The 13,697-nt window shown below is 62.3% G+C and carries 16 protein-coding genes; 6 read left to right on the top strand and 10 right to left on the bottom strand.

Going from position 1 to position 13,697, the window contains the following annotated elements:
- Nucleotides 1–188 precede the first annotated feature (188 nt).
- The gene (locus P7C00_RS00760; protein ID WP_404937986.1) at nucleotides 189–545 is read left to right on the top strand and encodes a hypothetical protein; all 357 of its coding nucleotides are present in this window, start codon (nucleotides 189–191) and stop codon (nucleotides 543–545) included.
- Nucleotides 546–590: 45 nt separating this feature from the next.
- On the opposite strand, the gene P7C00_RS00755 is transcribed toward P7C00_RS00760, so the two are convergent.
- The 3 genes from P7C00_RS00755 to P7C00_RS00745 are packed head-to-tail and all read right to left on the bottom strand — an operon-like array spanning nucleotide 591 to nucleotide 4,447.
- Nucleotides 591–1,895, bottom strand: a complete 1,305-nt coding sequence (locus tag P7C00_RS00755) for a c-type cytochrome (RefSeq protein ID WP_404937985.1) — start codon at nucleotides 1,893–1,895, stop codon at nucleotides 591–593.
- Nucleotides 1,896–1,907: 12 nt separating this feature from the next.
- The gene (locus P7C00_RS00750) at nucleotides 1,908–3,692 is read right to left on the bottom strand and encodes a GMC family oxidoreductase (RefSeq protein ID WP_346634674.1); all 1,785 of its coding nucleotides are present in this window, start codon (nucleotides 3,690–3,692) and stop codon (nucleotides 1,908–1,910) included.
- A 2-nt stretch (nucleotides 3,693–3,694) separates the two neighbouring features.
- Nucleotides 3,695–4,447: a gluconate 2-dehydrogenase subunit 3 family protein gene (locus P7C00_RS00745; RefSeq protein ID WP_346634675.1), complete on the bottom strand. Its 753-nt coding sequence runs from the start codon at nucleotides 4,445–4,447 to the stop codon at nucleotides 3,695–3,697.
- Between the two features lie 295 nt (nucleotides 4,448–4,742).
- Here P7C00_RS00745 and P7C00_RS00740 point away from each other — a divergent pair, with 295 nt between their 5' ends.
- Nucleotides 4,743–5,402 carry a tyrosine-protein phosphatase gene (locus P7C00_RS00740; protein WP_346634676.1) on the top strand — a complete coding sequence of 220 codons (660 nt, stop codon included), beginning with the start codon at nucleotides 4,743–4,745 and terminating at the stop codon, nucleotides 5,400–5,402.
- A gap of 126 nt (nucleotides 5,403–5,528) precedes the next feature.
- Here the strand turns inward: P7C00_RS00740 and P7C00_RS00735 are convergent, their stop codons facing one another.
- Together P7C00_RS00735 and prlC are read right to left on the bottom strand one after the other, a co-directional pair.
- Nucleotides 5,529–5,807 (bottom strand): YheV family putative zinc ribbon protein, encoded by a 279-nt coding sequence (locus P7C00_RS00735; RefSeq protein ID WP_047290196.1) that lies wholly within the window; start codon nucleotides 5,805–5,807, stop codon nucleotides 5,529–5,531.
- Nucleotides 5,804–7,882 carry an oligopeptidase A gene (gene prlC, locus P7C00_RS00730; RefSeq protein ID WP_404937984.1) on the bottom strand — a complete coding sequence of 693 codons (2,079 nt, stop codon included), beginning with the start codon at nucleotides 7,880–7,882 and terminating at the stop codon, nucleotides 5,804–5,806. Before prlC ends, P7C00_RS00735 begins: the two co-directional genes overlap by 4 nt.
- A gap of 75 nt (nucleotides 7,883–7,957) precedes the next feature.
- On the opposite strand from prlC, the gene P7C00_RS00725 reads away from it, so the two are divergent.
- A complete protein-coding gene (locus tag P7C00_RS00725; protein ID WP_123723748.1) occupies nucleotides 7,958–8,503 on the top strand; it encodes a gamma carbonic anhydrase family protein in 546 nt (181 codons plus the stop codon).
- 27 nt (nucleotides 8,504–8,530) lie between these two features.
- Nucleotides 8,531–9,181, top strand: a complete 651-nt coding sequence (locus P7C00_RS00720) for an HAD family hydrolase (RefSeq protein ID WP_404937983.1) — start codon at nucleotides 8,531–8,533, stop codon at nucleotides 9,179–9,181.
- A 27-nt stretch (nucleotides 9,182–9,208) separates the two neighbouring features.
- Here P7C00_RS00720 and P7C00_RS00715 read toward each other — a convergent pair whose 3' ends face one another.
- Nucleotides 9,209–10,276 (bottom strand): aminopeptidase, encoded by a 1,068-nt coding sequence (locus tag P7C00_RS00715; protein ID WP_404937982.1) that lies wholly within the window; start codon nucleotides 10,274–10,276, stop codon nucleotides 9,209–9,211.
- Between the two features lie 282 nt (nucleotides 10,277–10,558).
- On the opposite strand from P7C00_RS00715, the gene P7C00_RS00710 reads away from it, so the two are divergent.
- Nucleotides 10,559–10,978, top strand: a complete 420-nt coding sequence (locus P7C00_RS00710) for a hypothetical protein (RefSeq protein WP_346634680.1) — start codon at nucleotides 10,559–10,561, stop codon at nucleotides 10,976–10,978.
- A gap of 6 nt (nucleotides 10,979–10,984) precedes the next feature.
- On the opposite strand, the gene P7C00_RS00705 is transcribed toward P7C00_RS00710, so the two are convergent.
- Entirely contained in the window at nucleotides 10,985–11,218 is a 234-nt protein-coding gene (locus P7C00_RS00705) for a DUF1161 domain-containing protein (RefSeq protein ID WP_102862463.1), read from the bottom strand.
- A 151-nt stretch (nucleotides 11,219–11,369) separates the two neighbouring features.
- Nucleotides 11,370–11,801 (bottom strand): OsmC family protein, encoded by a 432-nt coding sequence (locus tag P7C00_RS00700; protein ID WP_123723742.1) that lies wholly within the window; start codon nucleotides 11,799–11,801, stop codon nucleotides 11,370–11,372.
- A 239-nt stretch (nucleotides 11,802–12,040) separates the two neighbouring features.
- Here P7C00_RS00700 and P7C00_RS00695 point away from each other — a divergent pair, with 239 nt between their 5' ends.
- Nucleotides 12,041–13,042 (top strand): LLM class flavin-dependent oxidoreductase, encoded by a 1,002-nt coding sequence (locus tag P7C00_RS00695; RefSeq protein WP_346634681.1) that lies wholly within the window; start codon nucleotides 12,041–12,043, stop codon nucleotides 13,040–13,042.
- Between the two features lie 66 nt (nucleotides 13,043–13,108).
- Here the strand turns inward: P7C00_RS00695 and P7C00_RS00690 are convergent, their stop codons facing one another.
- Nucleotides 13,109–13,333 (bottom strand): DUF1161 domain-containing protein, encoded by a 225-nt coding sequence (locus P7C00_RS00690; RefSeq protein WP_102862460.1) that lies wholly within the window; start codon nucleotides 13,331–13,333, stop codon nucleotides 13,109–13,111.
- Between the two features lie 134 nt (nucleotides 13,334–13,467).
- Complete coding sequence (locus tag P7C00_RS00685) at nucleotides 13,468–13,683, bottom strand: dodecin (RefSeq protein WP_016965134.1); 216 nt, start codon at nucleotides 13,681–13,683, stop codon at nucleotides 13,468–13,470.
- Nucleotides 13,684–13,697 lie beyond the last annotated feature (14 nt).

Raw genomic sequence — 13,697 nt, 5'->3', positions numbered from 1 at the left:
CGCTCCATTACTGTATGAACATACAGTAATGGAGTCGGATTTATCTGGCCAGCACCGCCGGACCGAAACCCACCCCCGCAAGTGAACGCTCCCCAGCGCGACGCAGGCCGCACCTTCGCCGGCAAGCCGGCTCCTACAGTTTTGTGGCGTTGGGGTATAAGGCAGGCTCAAAGAACAGGAGCGCAAACATGCCCAGGACACTTGGCAGGCTGGAAAAGATCTTCTACGCGGCGGATGCCTACCTCCCCAGCTACGAACAAGGCGCCGACCTGATCATCGTCAGGGCGCCCGATGGCCAGCTCTGGGGCCTGGCCTGTGAATTCGAGCTGTGCACCCAGGACATCGAAAAGGCCGCGGTGAGCGGCCAGCACCCCTTCGATGAAGCGGACCCGAAGTTCGCCGAGGTGTGCTGGAGCCCCTACCACGACGGCATCGGCCTGCTCCCCGCAAGCTGGGAGGACCTGACGAATGCAGGTCTGGCGGACTGCATCACCGGCTATCAGCTGGAAAGCCGCTTGGGCATCCAGCGCTTCACCCAGGGCTGAACAGCCACCCCGGACCGGCGCCCGCAGCGAGCGCCGGCCTTGGGGCTAGTGGCGGGTGACCTGCCCCAGATCATCATTGGAGGTGCTCTGCAGGTCGCCATTGCGCAGCGCCGCCACATCCCCGGGCTTCACCGCCGAACCCTGGTTGCCCCAGCTGCCGCGAATGAAGTTGACCACATCGGCCACCTCCTGGTCCGACAGGCGCCAGGCAAAGGGCGGCATGGTGAAGGTCGAAGGCGCGCTGTGGGTAGCCGGCAAGGTGCCGCCCTTGAGCACGATGTGGATCAGCGAGGTGGCATCCGCCGATTGCAGCACCGGGTTGCCCGCCAGCGCCGGGAACACCCGGGTGTAACCCTGGCCGTCGGTACGGTGGCAGGCTGCGCAGTTGTCGATGTACACCGCCGCGCCCGGCTGACTGTCGTCACCTTTCCACAGGGCCTCGGCCACCTGCTTGTCGTACGGGTGCGGCTGGTCCTGGGGATCATTGGCAGGCAGGGACTTGAGGTAGCGGGCGATTGCCGTCAGATCGTTCTCGCTCATGTACTGCATGCTGTGCACCACCACATCGCTCATGCCGCCAAACACCGCACTGCGATCACTGCGGCCGGTCTTGAGGAACTGCACCAGTTGCTCTTCGCTCCAGCTGCCCAGGCCATCCTTGTGGTCACCGCGCAGGCTCTTGGCGATCCAGCCCTCCAACGGTGCGCTGCCGGAGAGGAAGGCGCTGCCCTCGCTGGCGCTCAGGGCCTTCTCCTGCATGGTCAGGGCCCGTGGTGTATGGCAGGCGCCGCAGTGGCCCAGGCCCTCCACCAGGTAGGCACCGCGGCTGATCACCGGATCGCTGCCGGTCGCGAGCGCCGGGGTCTCCACACTTGGGGCGAACATCCAGCGCCAGATCGACAGCGGCCAGCGCATGCTCAGGGGCCAGGGAATGTCGCTGTCCTGGTTGTCCCTGACCACTGGCGCCACACCTTTCATGAAGTAGGCGTACAGCGCCTGCATGTCGGCGTCGCTGACCCGGGCATAGGACGGGAAGGGCATGGCCGGATACAGGGTGCTGCCGTTCTTGGCCACGCCATGGCGCACGGCCTGGTCGAAGTCCTCGAAGCTGTAGTCACCGATGCCGGTCTTGTCGGGGGTGATATTGGTGGAATAGATCACCCCGATGGGGGTTTCCATCGGTAGCCCGCCGGCGAACGGCTTGCCGTCCTTGGCGGTGTGGCAGGCCACGCAGTCACCGGCACGGGCCAGGTATTCGCCCTGCTGCACCAGGGCTTGCTGATCCACTTCGGCGGCGTTGACAGAGACGCTGCCCAGCAGCGCCAGGGTAGCGATAACGAGTGCTTTCATGGTCATCGCTCCTTATGCCTGAACCAGCGGGCCGGGGTTTTTCAGGTACTGCTCGCGGATCGCCCGGGCCGACCAGTAGGTCAGCGCCGCCACCAGGCCCGTAGGGTTGTAACCCAGGCCCTGAGGAAAGGCCGAAGCCCCGGGAACGAAGACGTTGTGCACGTCCCAGCTTTGCAGGTAGCGGTTCAGGGCGCTGGTCTTGGGGTCGGTGCCCATGATCGCGCCACCGTTCAAGTGGGTGGTCTGGTAGGACGCGGTGTTGAAGTGCTCACCGACCTTCTTGCCCAGCAAGGCAATGGCCTTGGGGTTCATCGCCTCGGCGATCTTGCCCATCTTCTCGACCATGAAACGGTTCATCTTGATGTCGTTTTCCTGCCAGTCGAACGTCATCCGCAGCAGAGGCAAACCGTAGGCATCGCGGTACACCGGGTCCAGATCCAGGTAGTTGCCACGGTAGGACTGATGCGCTCCGTGAGCGTCCATGGATACCTGATGGGTGTAGTAATCGGCGGTGGCCTTCTTCCAGGCGCTGCCCCAGGTCGGGGTGCCCGGCGGGTTGGAAGTCCCGGCGATGGGCCGGCTGCCGGCCTGGTTGACCCAGAACGGCGAACCACCGACGAAACCATGGGGACCGTGGTCGAAGTTGTCGGCGTTGAAGTCGTCCACCGCCACACCGTTGCCGCCGGCGCCGATGAAGTTGTTGGTGTGCACGTCCTTGTCGAAGTAGGCCTTGATGGTGGCCATGTTCTGGTAGGCGAAGTTCTTGCCCACCACACCTTCACCGGTGATCGGGTCGTAGGGCTTGCCGATGCCCGACAGCAGCATCAGGCGCACGTTGTGAAACTGGAAGGCGCCGAGGATCACCAGATCCGCCGGCTGTTCGATCTCCCGGCCCTGGCCATCGACGTAGGTCACGCCAGTGGCGAGGGTCTTGCTGCTGTCGAGATTGACCTTGAGCACGTGGGAATTGGCACGCAACTCGAAGTTCGGCAGCGGTTTGAGGGCCGGCAGAATGTTCACGTTGGGCGATGCCTTGGAATACATGTAGCAGACATAGCCACTGCAGAAACCGCAGAAGTTACACGGTCCCATCTGCGCGCCATAGGGGTTGGTGTAAGGCCCCGAGGTATTGGCCGACGGCAGGTTGTAGGGTTTGTAACCCACCTCATTGGCTGCTTTCTGAAACAGCTGTGCGGAATAGGTGTTCTTCTGCGACTCCAGGGGGAAGTGGTCCGAGCGATCCGGCGCATAAGGGTTGCCGCCCTTGCCGTCGCCCACCAATTGGCCCTTCACTGTCCAGGCCTGACCCGAAGTGCCGAAGACCTTTTCCGCATAGTCGAAGAACGGCTCCAGCTCTTCATAGCTGACGCCGAAGTCCTGGATGGTCATGTCCTTGGGGATGAAGTTCTTACCGTAGCGTTCTTCGTAGTGGCTGCGCATGCGCAGCTCGATGGGGTCGACCCGAAAGTGCACGCCGGACCAGTGCAGGCCGGCGCCGCCCACACCATTGCCCGGCAGGAAGGCGCCAAGTTGCCGGTTGGGCAGGGCCACGTCATTGACGCTGTGGCGGATGGTCACCGTCTCTTTGGAAATGTCCTGGAAGAGTTTCTTGCGCACGCTGTAGGTGAGTTCGTCGATCACCTGGGGATAACTGCCGTCGGGGTAGGTGTCCTGCATCGGCCCGCGCTCCAGCGCCAGCACGTTGAGCCCGGCTTCGGTCAGCTCCTTGGCCATGATCGCGCCGGTCCAGCCAAAACCGACGATCACTGCGTCGACCTTCTTCATCACTGTTGCCATGCTCAAGCCCTCTCGCCGCGAATCGATACTGCCGGGAAGGGGTATTGCTCGTTGCGTTCCACCCAATCCATGAAATCGGCGCGAGCGCCGGGAAAGCCGATCAGGGTCCAGCCCACCAGGCCTTTATTGCCACCGTGGATCGGATCGCTGAAGAAGCCTTCCTTGGTGTTCTGCAGCAGCAGATTGAAGAAAAGCTTGGCCGGGAGCGCATCGAACTGCGGGGTTCCGGCCTCCAGCTGCTTGAGCAAAGCGTCTCGGGTAGCGCTGTCTTGCGCAGCAAAAACATGACCTTTGAGGTCTTTGCACCATGCATCCACAGCGGCAATGCCCAGGCGATAGATCTCCTTGGGCACCAGCTTGCTCTGCCAACCCATCTCCGGCGCGGCGTCGGCCTTGAACGGGCCTTGCATGTACCACAGGGCGCCGGCGGCGTAGGGCGTGTTCATTTGTCGGTCGATGTACTCCGGCACCCCGGCTTCCAGGGCACCTGGCCCCATTTCGTCCGCCGGGATCAGGCGTTCCACCGCCGCCTTGATGAAGGCCCACTCTTCGGCACTGAAGTAACTGGGCTCATAGTTCTGGCTGCCGCTGGGCAGCTTGCCCGACGCCACCGGCCTGGCAGGGGCGGCAGTCTCGGGGGCGGCCGCCAGCATGGAACTGCCCAGGCCGGTACTGGCGACAGTGACCACAGGGATCAAGGTCAAGGATTTACGCAAAAACTCACGCCGCGGGTTGTCTCGATCTTGATCAGACATGGGTGCACCTCATCAGGCATTGATGGAATGGTCAGCCGCGTCATGGCGCGACTTTGTGTTTTGGCAACGCAGAAAGCCGGGCAAGACCCGGTTTTTATCAACACATCAGCAAAATTTGGTTACAAATGGTAGCAGGCTAAGCATTCGGATAAATCGTTTCAGGCGAAAAAAAGATCAGAAGCGGCGGAAAATCACGTATCAGCTTCACGTTTCTTTGACAGTGGGCTCACGGGGCTTTGACCGGACGGACACGACACTGCAGGGCATCGTCCCCCCTCATCAGTGACCCCCGCACATGTCGAGAACCCGCTTCATTCCTGCACTTTGCCTGTCGTTGCTGGCGCTGCTGGCCGGCCCACAGACGCAGGCCGCCGATGCCCCCTCCAGCCGCCCGGGGCAATGGGCCCAGCCCGTGGAGAAGCAGTACAACCTGTACCAGATGTCACCGACCCTGTACCGCAGCGCCCTGCCGGACAAAGATGCCGTGCCGTTGCTGGAACAACTCAAGGTAGGGACCGTGATCAACTTCCTGCCGGAGTCCGACGCCAGCTGGCTGTCAGCCCCCGGCATCCATCAAGTGCAGTTGCCTTATCGCACCAACCATGTGGACGACGCCGACGTGCTCAAGGCCCTGCGCGCGATCCAGAGCGCCGAAGCCCAAGGCCCGGTGCTGATGCACTGCAAACATGGTTCGGACCGCACCGGCCTGATGTCCGCCATGTATCGAGTGGTGGTCCAGGGCTGGAGCAAAGAGGAAGCGCTGAATGAGATGACCCAAGGCGGGTTTGGCGACAGTTCCCACTTCAAGGACGGCATTCGCTACATGATGCAGGCCGATGTCGACAAACTGCGCACCGCGCTGGCCAACGGTGATTGCAGCACCAGCGTGTTCGCCACCTGTTCGGTGAAGAGCTGGTTCGAGACGGTGGGGGTCAGCAAACCGCTGAGCCACTGAGCCACTGAGCACAACAGCCTGTGTAGGAGCGAGCGTGCTCGCGAAAGCGCAGGGGACGAGGGAAGGGGGCGAGTCGATTCGCCGGCAAGCCGGCTCCTGCAGGGGAGCCGGCTTTTTCTTGCGTGGTCAGTCGGTTTTTTTCTTCAACTTGGGGTTGGGGAAGAACTGCACCGATTGCACCTTGGTGTCAGCCACTTTGGGCGTCGCGCTATTGACCCGGGTCCCGAGTTCCTTGGGCACCGACAGGCCCTGCTCGTTGAGGGTGTCGGAGTAGCCACAGGCCACGCACTCGCGATGGGGTACGTCGTCCTCACTCCACATCATCAGCTTGTCCTGCTCACTGCACGCCGGGCACACCGCCCCGGCGATAAAGCGTTTCTTGGTCTTCACGGGTGCGTCACTCATGCTGCCGCGTCCTCGCTGAGGCCGCTGTGGCGCAAGAGTGCGTCAATCGACGGCGCCCGTCCGCGGAAATCGACGAACAGCACCATCGGCTCCTGGGAGCCGCCACGGGCCAGGATCGCCTCACGGAACGCTCGCCCGGTGGCCGGGTTGAGCACACCGTCTTCCTCGAACTTGGAGAAGGCATCGGCCGACAGCACTTCCGCCCACTTGTAGCTGTAGTAACCCGCGGCATAACCGCCAGCGAAGATGTGGGCGAAGCTGTTGGGAAAGCGGTTGTAGGCCGGCGGACGCATCACCGAAACCTCGTCGCGCACGGTTTCCAGCACTTGCAGCACGCTGCGGCCGTCGCCGTGAGTGGCGTGCAGTTCGAAGTCGAATAGGGAGAACTCCAACTGGCGCACCATCATCAGCCCGGACTGGAAGTTCTTCGCCGCGAGCATCTTCTGCAGCAGGTCTTGGGGCAGCGGTTCGCCGCTTTCGTAGTGGCCGGAAATCAGTGCCAGGCCTTCCGGCTCCCAGCACCAGTTCTCCATGAACTGGCTCGGCAGTTCCACCGCGTCCCAGGCCACGCCGTTGATCCCGGAGACACCGGCATGCTCGACCCGGGTCAGCAGGTGGTGCAGGCCGTGACCGAACTCGTGGAACAGGGTGGTGACTTCGTCGTGGGTCAAGAGTGCAGGCTTGCCGCTATCGGCCGGGGTGAAGTTGCACACCAGGTTGGCCACCGGGCTCTGCAACACACCGTCAACCGTGCGGCGACGGTCGCGGGCACCGTCCATCCAGGCACCGCCACGCTTGTTGGAGCGGGCATAGAGGTCGAAGAAGAAGCGGCCGACGTGCTGGCCGTTTTCCTTGATTTCGAACAGCCGTACATCCGGGTGCCAGCTGTCGAAGCCTTGCTGCTCGGCAATCTCGATGCCGTACAGGCGCTGGACAATGGCGAACAGGCCGCCGAGCACCTTGTCGATAGGGAAGTAGGCCCGCAGGGCTTCCTGGGACACGCTGTAACGTTGTTCCCGCAGCTTCTCGCCGTAGAAGCCACTGTCCCAGCTTTGCAGGTCAGCGCAGCCCTGTTCGGCGGCATAAGCCCGCAGCTGTTCCAGGTCCTGGGCGGCAAACGGCTTGCTGCGCTTGGCCAGGTCCCGCAGGAAACTCAGCACCTGATCGCTGGACTCGGCCATCTTGGTGGCCAGGCTCAGCTCGGAGAAGCTGGCAAAACCCAGGAGTTTGGCCAATTCCTGACGCAGGTCGAGGATCTCTTCCATCACCGGGCCGTTATCGTTCTGACCGGCATTAGGGCCTTGGTCCGACGCTCGGGTGCAGTAGGCGGCATAGACTTCTTCGCGCAGGGCACGGTCCTGGGCGTAAGTCATCACCGCGTAGTAGCTGGGGAATTCCAGGGTGATCAGCCAGCCATCCAGGCCTTTGGCCTGGGCCGCGGCGGCCATCTGCGCCTTGGCCGAATCGGTCAGCCCGGACAGGGCCGCTACGTCGGTGATGTGCTTGGTCCAGGCCTGGGTAGCGTCCAGCAACTGGTTGGAGAAACGGCTGGCCAGCTCCGACAGCTTGCTCTGCACCTCGGCATAACGCTTTTGCTGCTCGGGCGGCAGGTCGATGCCCGACAGGCGGAAATCCCGCAGGGAGTGTTCGAGGATGGTCTTCTGAGCCACGTCGAAACCGGCAGCTTCCGGGCTCTTGGCCAAGGCGTCAAAGGCCTGGAACAGCTCGCGGTTCTGGCCCATTTCCGTGGAATAGGCGCTCAGAGCCGGCAGGCAGGCCTCGTAGGCTTCACGCAGTTCGGCGCTGTTGCACACCGCGTTGAGGTGGCTGACCGGGCTCCAGGCAGCACCCAGGCGATCATTGAGTTCGTCCATGGCCAGCACCAGGCCGGCCCAGGTGGGCTGGGTAGCCTGGGTCTTGAGGATCTCAGCGATAGCGGCGCGGTTGTCAGCCAGGATCTGTTCGATGGCAGGCTGCACATGCTCGGCGCGGATCGCCGAGAACGGCGGCAGGTCGTAGGGCTGCAGAAGAGGGTTGTTCACACTCACGGTGGGCACCTTGGCTGGAAGAAACATTGAGCCATCTTAATTACAATCGACAGCCACCGCAGCTATAGCCCCCATTAATAAATCTCAGAGAGGCATTTGCACTTGGCCATTCGCAGCTACCAGAACCACACCCCGAACCTGGGCGAACGGGCCTTTGTCGACCACTCGGCCGTGGTCATCGGCGATGTCGAGATCGGCGCCGACAGCTCGGTCTGGCCCCTGACCGTGATCCGCGGCGACATGCACCGCATCCGCATCGGCGCGCGCACCAGCGTGCAGGATGCCAGCGTGCTGCACATCACCCACGCCGGCCCCTTCAACCCCGAGGGTTTCCCGCTGCTGATCGGCGATGACGTGACCATCGCCCACAAAGTCATGCTCCACGGTTGCAGCATCGGCAGCCGGGTGCTGATCGGCATGGGCAGCATCGTCATGGACGGCGCGGTGGTGGAAGACGATGTCATCGTCGGCGCTGGCAGCCTGGTGCCGCCGGGCAAGCGCCTGGAAAGCGGCTTTCTCTACGTCGGCAGCCCGGTGAAGCAGGCGCGTCCGCTGACCGACAAGGAGCGCGCCTTCTTCACCTACAGCGCCGCCAACTACGTGAAACTCAAGGACCTGCACCTGGCCGAAGGCTACGACCGTCCCTGATCTGCTACTGACTGCCGAGGAATTGCCATGCATTACCAAACCGTCCTGTTCGACCTCGACGGCACCCTGACCGATCCCCGCGAGGGCATTACCCGCTCGATCCAGTTCGCCCTGGGCAAGCTGGGGATCGACGAGCCGGACCTGACCAAGCTCGAGCACTTCATCGGCCCGCCACTGTTGCAGGCCTTCATGCAGTTCTATGGTTTCGACGAAGCCCGGGCCTGGGAGGCGGTGAACTTCTATCGCGAACGCTTCAAGGTCACCGGCCTGTATGAAAACCGGGTCTTCGACGGGGTCGCGCCGCTGCTGGAAACCCTCGGCGGGCAAGGGCGCCAGCTGTACATCGCCACTTCCAAGCCCTGGGTGTTCGCCCGGGAAATCGCCCGCCACTTCGACTTCGCCCGCCACTTCAAAGTGATCTACGGCAGCGAACTGGACGGTACCCGCACCGACAAAGTGGAGCTGATCGCCCATTTGCTGGAGCAGGAACAACTGGACCCCGCCAGCACCCTGATGATCGGCGATCGCAAGCACGACCTGATCGGCGCCAAGCGCAATGGCCTGGATGCGGCGGCGGTGGGGTATGGATTCGGCAGCCGTGAGGAGCTGAGTGCAGAAGCTCCGGCCTATCATTTTGAGACGCTGGTCGAGTTGCATCAGGCGTTTTTGCGGCGTTAGAACCGCTGTTCGCCGGCAAGCCGACTGCTACAGCTCCGGTGTGGGTGCCGGCTTGCCGGCGAAGGCGCTCTGCAGCTTCAGCAAATCAGCCTTGCGCTGCGCGGCCGGCAGGCGCCCCAGCTTCTCCACTGCAAGGAAGAACGCCGGCCAGTCGCCATTCACCGCCTTGAACAGCGTGGCAAACGCCGGCACCCATTGGTCGTACAGACCGAAGGGCAGCAGCCGGGCGTTGTTCAACGGTGCGTTGATCCAGGCGTCATAGCGCTTGGAGCCGGCCCACTCGCGGTCCCGCAACTGCCGATAATCCCGGCGCAGCACCTCGAATTCCTGGGCCTTGCGCTGGCGCATCTGCTCGGCGGACAAGGGTTGGGCATACAGCTGCTCCAGGCGTTTGCGAGCCTCCAGTAACAGCTGGATGAACTGATCCCGTTGACGAACATCGGCGTCGTCCTGGGGCGGCAGCCCACGATAGGCCCGCCACTGTCGGGTGCCTTCCTGCTCGACGAAGGTAGCGAAGGACTCATTGAACTCGGTGTCGTCCTTCACATAGAAGCGCTGGTGCGCCAGCTCATGAAAGATCAGGGTCGCCAGACGCTCATCGCCCCAATGCATCATCGAGCTGATGATCGGGTCATCGAACCAGCCCAGGGTCGAATAGGCCTCCACACCGCCGATCGCCACATCCATGCCTTTTTGCTGCTGCAACGCCGCCTCGCCCCGAGCGGCGCCCTGGCTGTAGTAGCCGCGATAGGCCACGCACCCGGCAATGGGGAAGCAATGGGTTTGCGGGCTCAGGGAAAACTCCGGGGTAGCGAACACGTTCCACACCACATAGGGCCGGCCGATGTCGACGTACAGCCGGTAGCTGTTGTTATCCGGCAGGTGCAGATGCTGGCTGGCAAAGGTACGGGCCTGTTGCGACTGGGCCAGATGGGCCCGCAGGGTCGGGTCGCGGGTGGGGTCGGCGACCACCTGGGCCACCGGGGTGCGAGCCCGCAACAGCTGCATCTGGCCACTGGCCAACTGGCTGTAATAGGCAACGCTGCTGCAACCGTTGAGCAGCAAAAGCGTTAGGGCCGAAAACAAAAAGCGCAAAAGAGGATCAAGTAACCCATGGCTTGAACGCGGCCTATTCAATTGGAATCATCCACAGAGAGTCTGCCCGCAAGACTATCTCGCCAGCCTGGAGTTTCGCCATGCGCGTGTTGCTGCTCACTGCCGGAGCCGGCGCAAGCCTGGATCAACCTCACGCCGTCCCAGGACAGCCACCTGCAAGCTGATGAGCAGCACACCCTGCCGGGCAAAGCCCAGCAGACGGGCTGCCAGCGCAGTTGATCGGCGTTATGCTGAAGGCCTTTCGCTGATTCGGCCTCCCTCATGCGCCCACTTCTGCTGATCCTTGCCCTTGCCACCCTCAGTGCCTGCAGCACGCCCCTGCCCAGCGTCGATCCGCAACAGGCCTGGATCGACCTGGCCACGCCGACGCCGGGGGGCAAGCTGGTCATGGCCGAGCGCCTGGACAACCAGCGCCTGCAAGACGGTCGTTTCTTCCAGGTCAGCCCCGGCAGCCACGAGCTGATGGTGCGTTTCGACTTCGAAGTGTTCGGCGGCGGCATGGGCATGACCACCGATCCCCAGGAGCGACTGTGCTACCTGAGCCTGCGCTACGACCATTTTGAAGCCGGCCAGCGCTATCGTCTGGAAGCGCGCAACCTGGCGTTCACCCCCAGCGCCCGGCTGTACAACGCCAGGCGCGAGATCGTCGCCGAGGAGCGCATGGTCAACTGCGTGCCCTGACAGGGCTCAGCGATCATTCTTTTGATAGATGATCTTCTTCGTGCCGTTTTCACAGCTGCCGACCACCATGTTGTTGTCATGGACCTCGTCATTGGTGACGATTTCCAGCGTGTAGGAGGCAACGCCCTGGGCCTGGATCTTGGCTTCGATCTCGGCCTTGAGTTCCTCGCAGGGCTTGGGGGCGGCGAAGGCCGATGTGGCCAGCGCACAACAAACAACCGCCAAGGCAAAACGTTTCATGATCTCAAGCTCCCTTGCTACGGCGCGCACGAGCGTGCGCTGAAGCCGCAGTCGCGTATTCGACCACAGGTTCTTGTCCGCCGCACAGACGCATTCGCCGGCAAGCCGGCTCCTACCAACTGAAGCAGGAGCCGGCTTGCCGGCGCAACGATCAACCCAGCAGCGTCGCTTCCAGGCTGATCTTGGCGTTGAGCACCTTGGACACCGGGCAACCCTCCTTGGCCTTGTTGCTCAGCTCCTCGAACTGCTGCTGGCTGGCACCGGGGATCTTCGCCTTGAGGATCAAGTGCACCGCCGTGATGGCGAAGCCGCCATCGACCTGGTCCAGGGTCACTTCTGCCTGGGTATCGATGCTGTCCGCCTTGAGCCCGGCATCACCGAGAATCATCGAAAACGCCATGGAGAAGCAGCCTGCATGGGCCGCGCCGATCAACTCTTCCGGATTGGTGCCCTTGCCACCTTCAAAACGTGCCTTGAAGCCATAGGGCGCCTCGCGCAATACCCCGGTTTCGGTCGAGATCGAGCCGATGCCGGTTTTCAGATCACCTTCCCAATGAGCCGAGGCTTTCTTTTTGATACTCATCTCTTTCTCCTCAAGAACCGGTGCGAAGGGTCGCACCGCGCTTGTTTCTGTTGCCTAAGGGTTCTGAGGATAGATCCGACGGCAAAGTTCAGCCGGTGTGCGCGACGTCTATTTACCCGACAAATTCACTCTGACTATTGAAACTCGGGTATATGCCCACATTGCATGAGTCTGACTTACAGACTTCGGCAGGTTTTGGCTCATGACAAAGGCCTGCACCCCTATGGAGAAGCAGGCCTATGAAACCGCTGTCCGCTGTTAAATTCTCGACCCTCGATCTGGTGCCCGTCCGTGAAGACGGCAGCCCGGCGCAATCCCTGCGCAACTCCCTGGACCTGGCGCAGCACGTGGAAAAGTTCGGCTACACCCGCTTCTGGGTCGCCGAACACCACAACATGGATGGCATCGCCAGCTCCGCCACCTCAGTGTTGCTGGGTTATCTGGCCGGCGGGACATCGAGCATTCGCGTCGGCTCCGGCGGGGTCATGCTGCCCAACCACGCACCGCTGGTGATCGCCGAACAGTTCGGCACCCTGGAAAGCCTGTACCCGGGACGCATTGACCTGGGCCTGGGTCGCGCCCCGGGCTCCGACCAGATGACCGCCCGCGCCTTGCGCCGGGAACGCTCCGGCAGCGCCGACGATTTCCCCGAGGACGTGGCGGAACTGATGGCCTACCTGGGCCCGCGTACTCCGGAGCAACGGGTGATCGCGGTGCCGGGCACCGGCACCAACGTACCGGTGTGGCTGCTGGGCTCCAGCCTGTTCAGTGCGCAATTGGCCGGAGAGCGCGGTTTGCCCTACGCCTTCGCCTCGCATTTCGCACCGCGCTACATGCATGAGGCGATTCGCGTCTATCGCAATCACTTCAAGCCTTCCGCGGTGCTCGACAAGCCTTACGTGATGCTGGGTGTGCCTCTGGTAGCGGCGGATACCGATGAACACGCGGATTACCTGGCCACCTCGGTGTTCCAGCGGATTCTCGCCCTGATGCGCGGCCAGAGCCTGGTCCAGCGCAAACCGGTCAACAGCATGGACGGCCTGTGGCTGCCCCATGAGAAGGAGGCGGTGTCGAGTTTCCTCGGGTTGGCGATGATCGGCAGCCCAGCGAAGATCCGCGCCAAACTGGAGGTGCTGATCGAGCAGACCGGTGCCGATGAACTGATCTTTACCTGTGACCTGTACGAACACGCCGATCGCCTGCACTCCTATGAGTTGCTGGCACAGGTGATGAAGGGCTAAGGCGGCTTTCGGGCACAAAAAAGCCGACGCTGATGCGTCGGCTTTTCAATGGGCTTCTACAAAGGCTCAACCGCGCTTGTAGACAATCTCCTTGGTGCCGGCTTCGCAGGAGCCAACCACTTTGCCGTCAGCCGCCGCGCCTTTGTCGACCACTTCCAGCGAATAATGGGTGGCGCCCTTGGCATCGATCTTCGCGGCGATCTCGCTTTTCAGCTCTTCGCACGGCTTGCCGGCGGCAAGGGCAGTTCCCGCAAGACTCAACAAAGCAGCAGCTAATACTAGTTTTTTCATCGGTCACATTCCCTGGTCGGATCAAAAGAGGCGGCGTTGAAGCCAGCCTGACAGAGGCTCAAGACAGTTGTAGCGCTTTGCCACTTCCTATGGCACTCGGCCAGCGCACAAGTTCCAGAGCCTAGCCCAAGCTTTCAACTATTGGCAATCCGGAAACCTACCTTGAGGGTGACCTGGAAATGCGCCGCTTTGCCGTCCTTGATATGACCCCGGGTTTCGGTCACTTCGAACCACTCCAGGTGCTTGATGCTCTTGTGCGCCTCGGCCAGCGCGTTGTTGATTGCCTCTTCGATGCTGTTCGGCGACGAACCCACCAGTTCGACTTTCTTGTAGGTGTGATGATCGGTCATGGCGCTCTCCTTTT

The sequence above is a fragment of the Pseudomonas sp. JDS08PS003 genome, assembly GCF_045013505.1.
Taxonomy (GTDB): Bacteria; Pseudomonadota; Gammaproteobacteria; order Pseudomonadales; family Pseudomonadaceae; genus Aquipseudomonas; species Aquipseudomonas protegens_B.
This window is presented reverse-complemented; position numbering and strand designations above follow the sequence as displayed.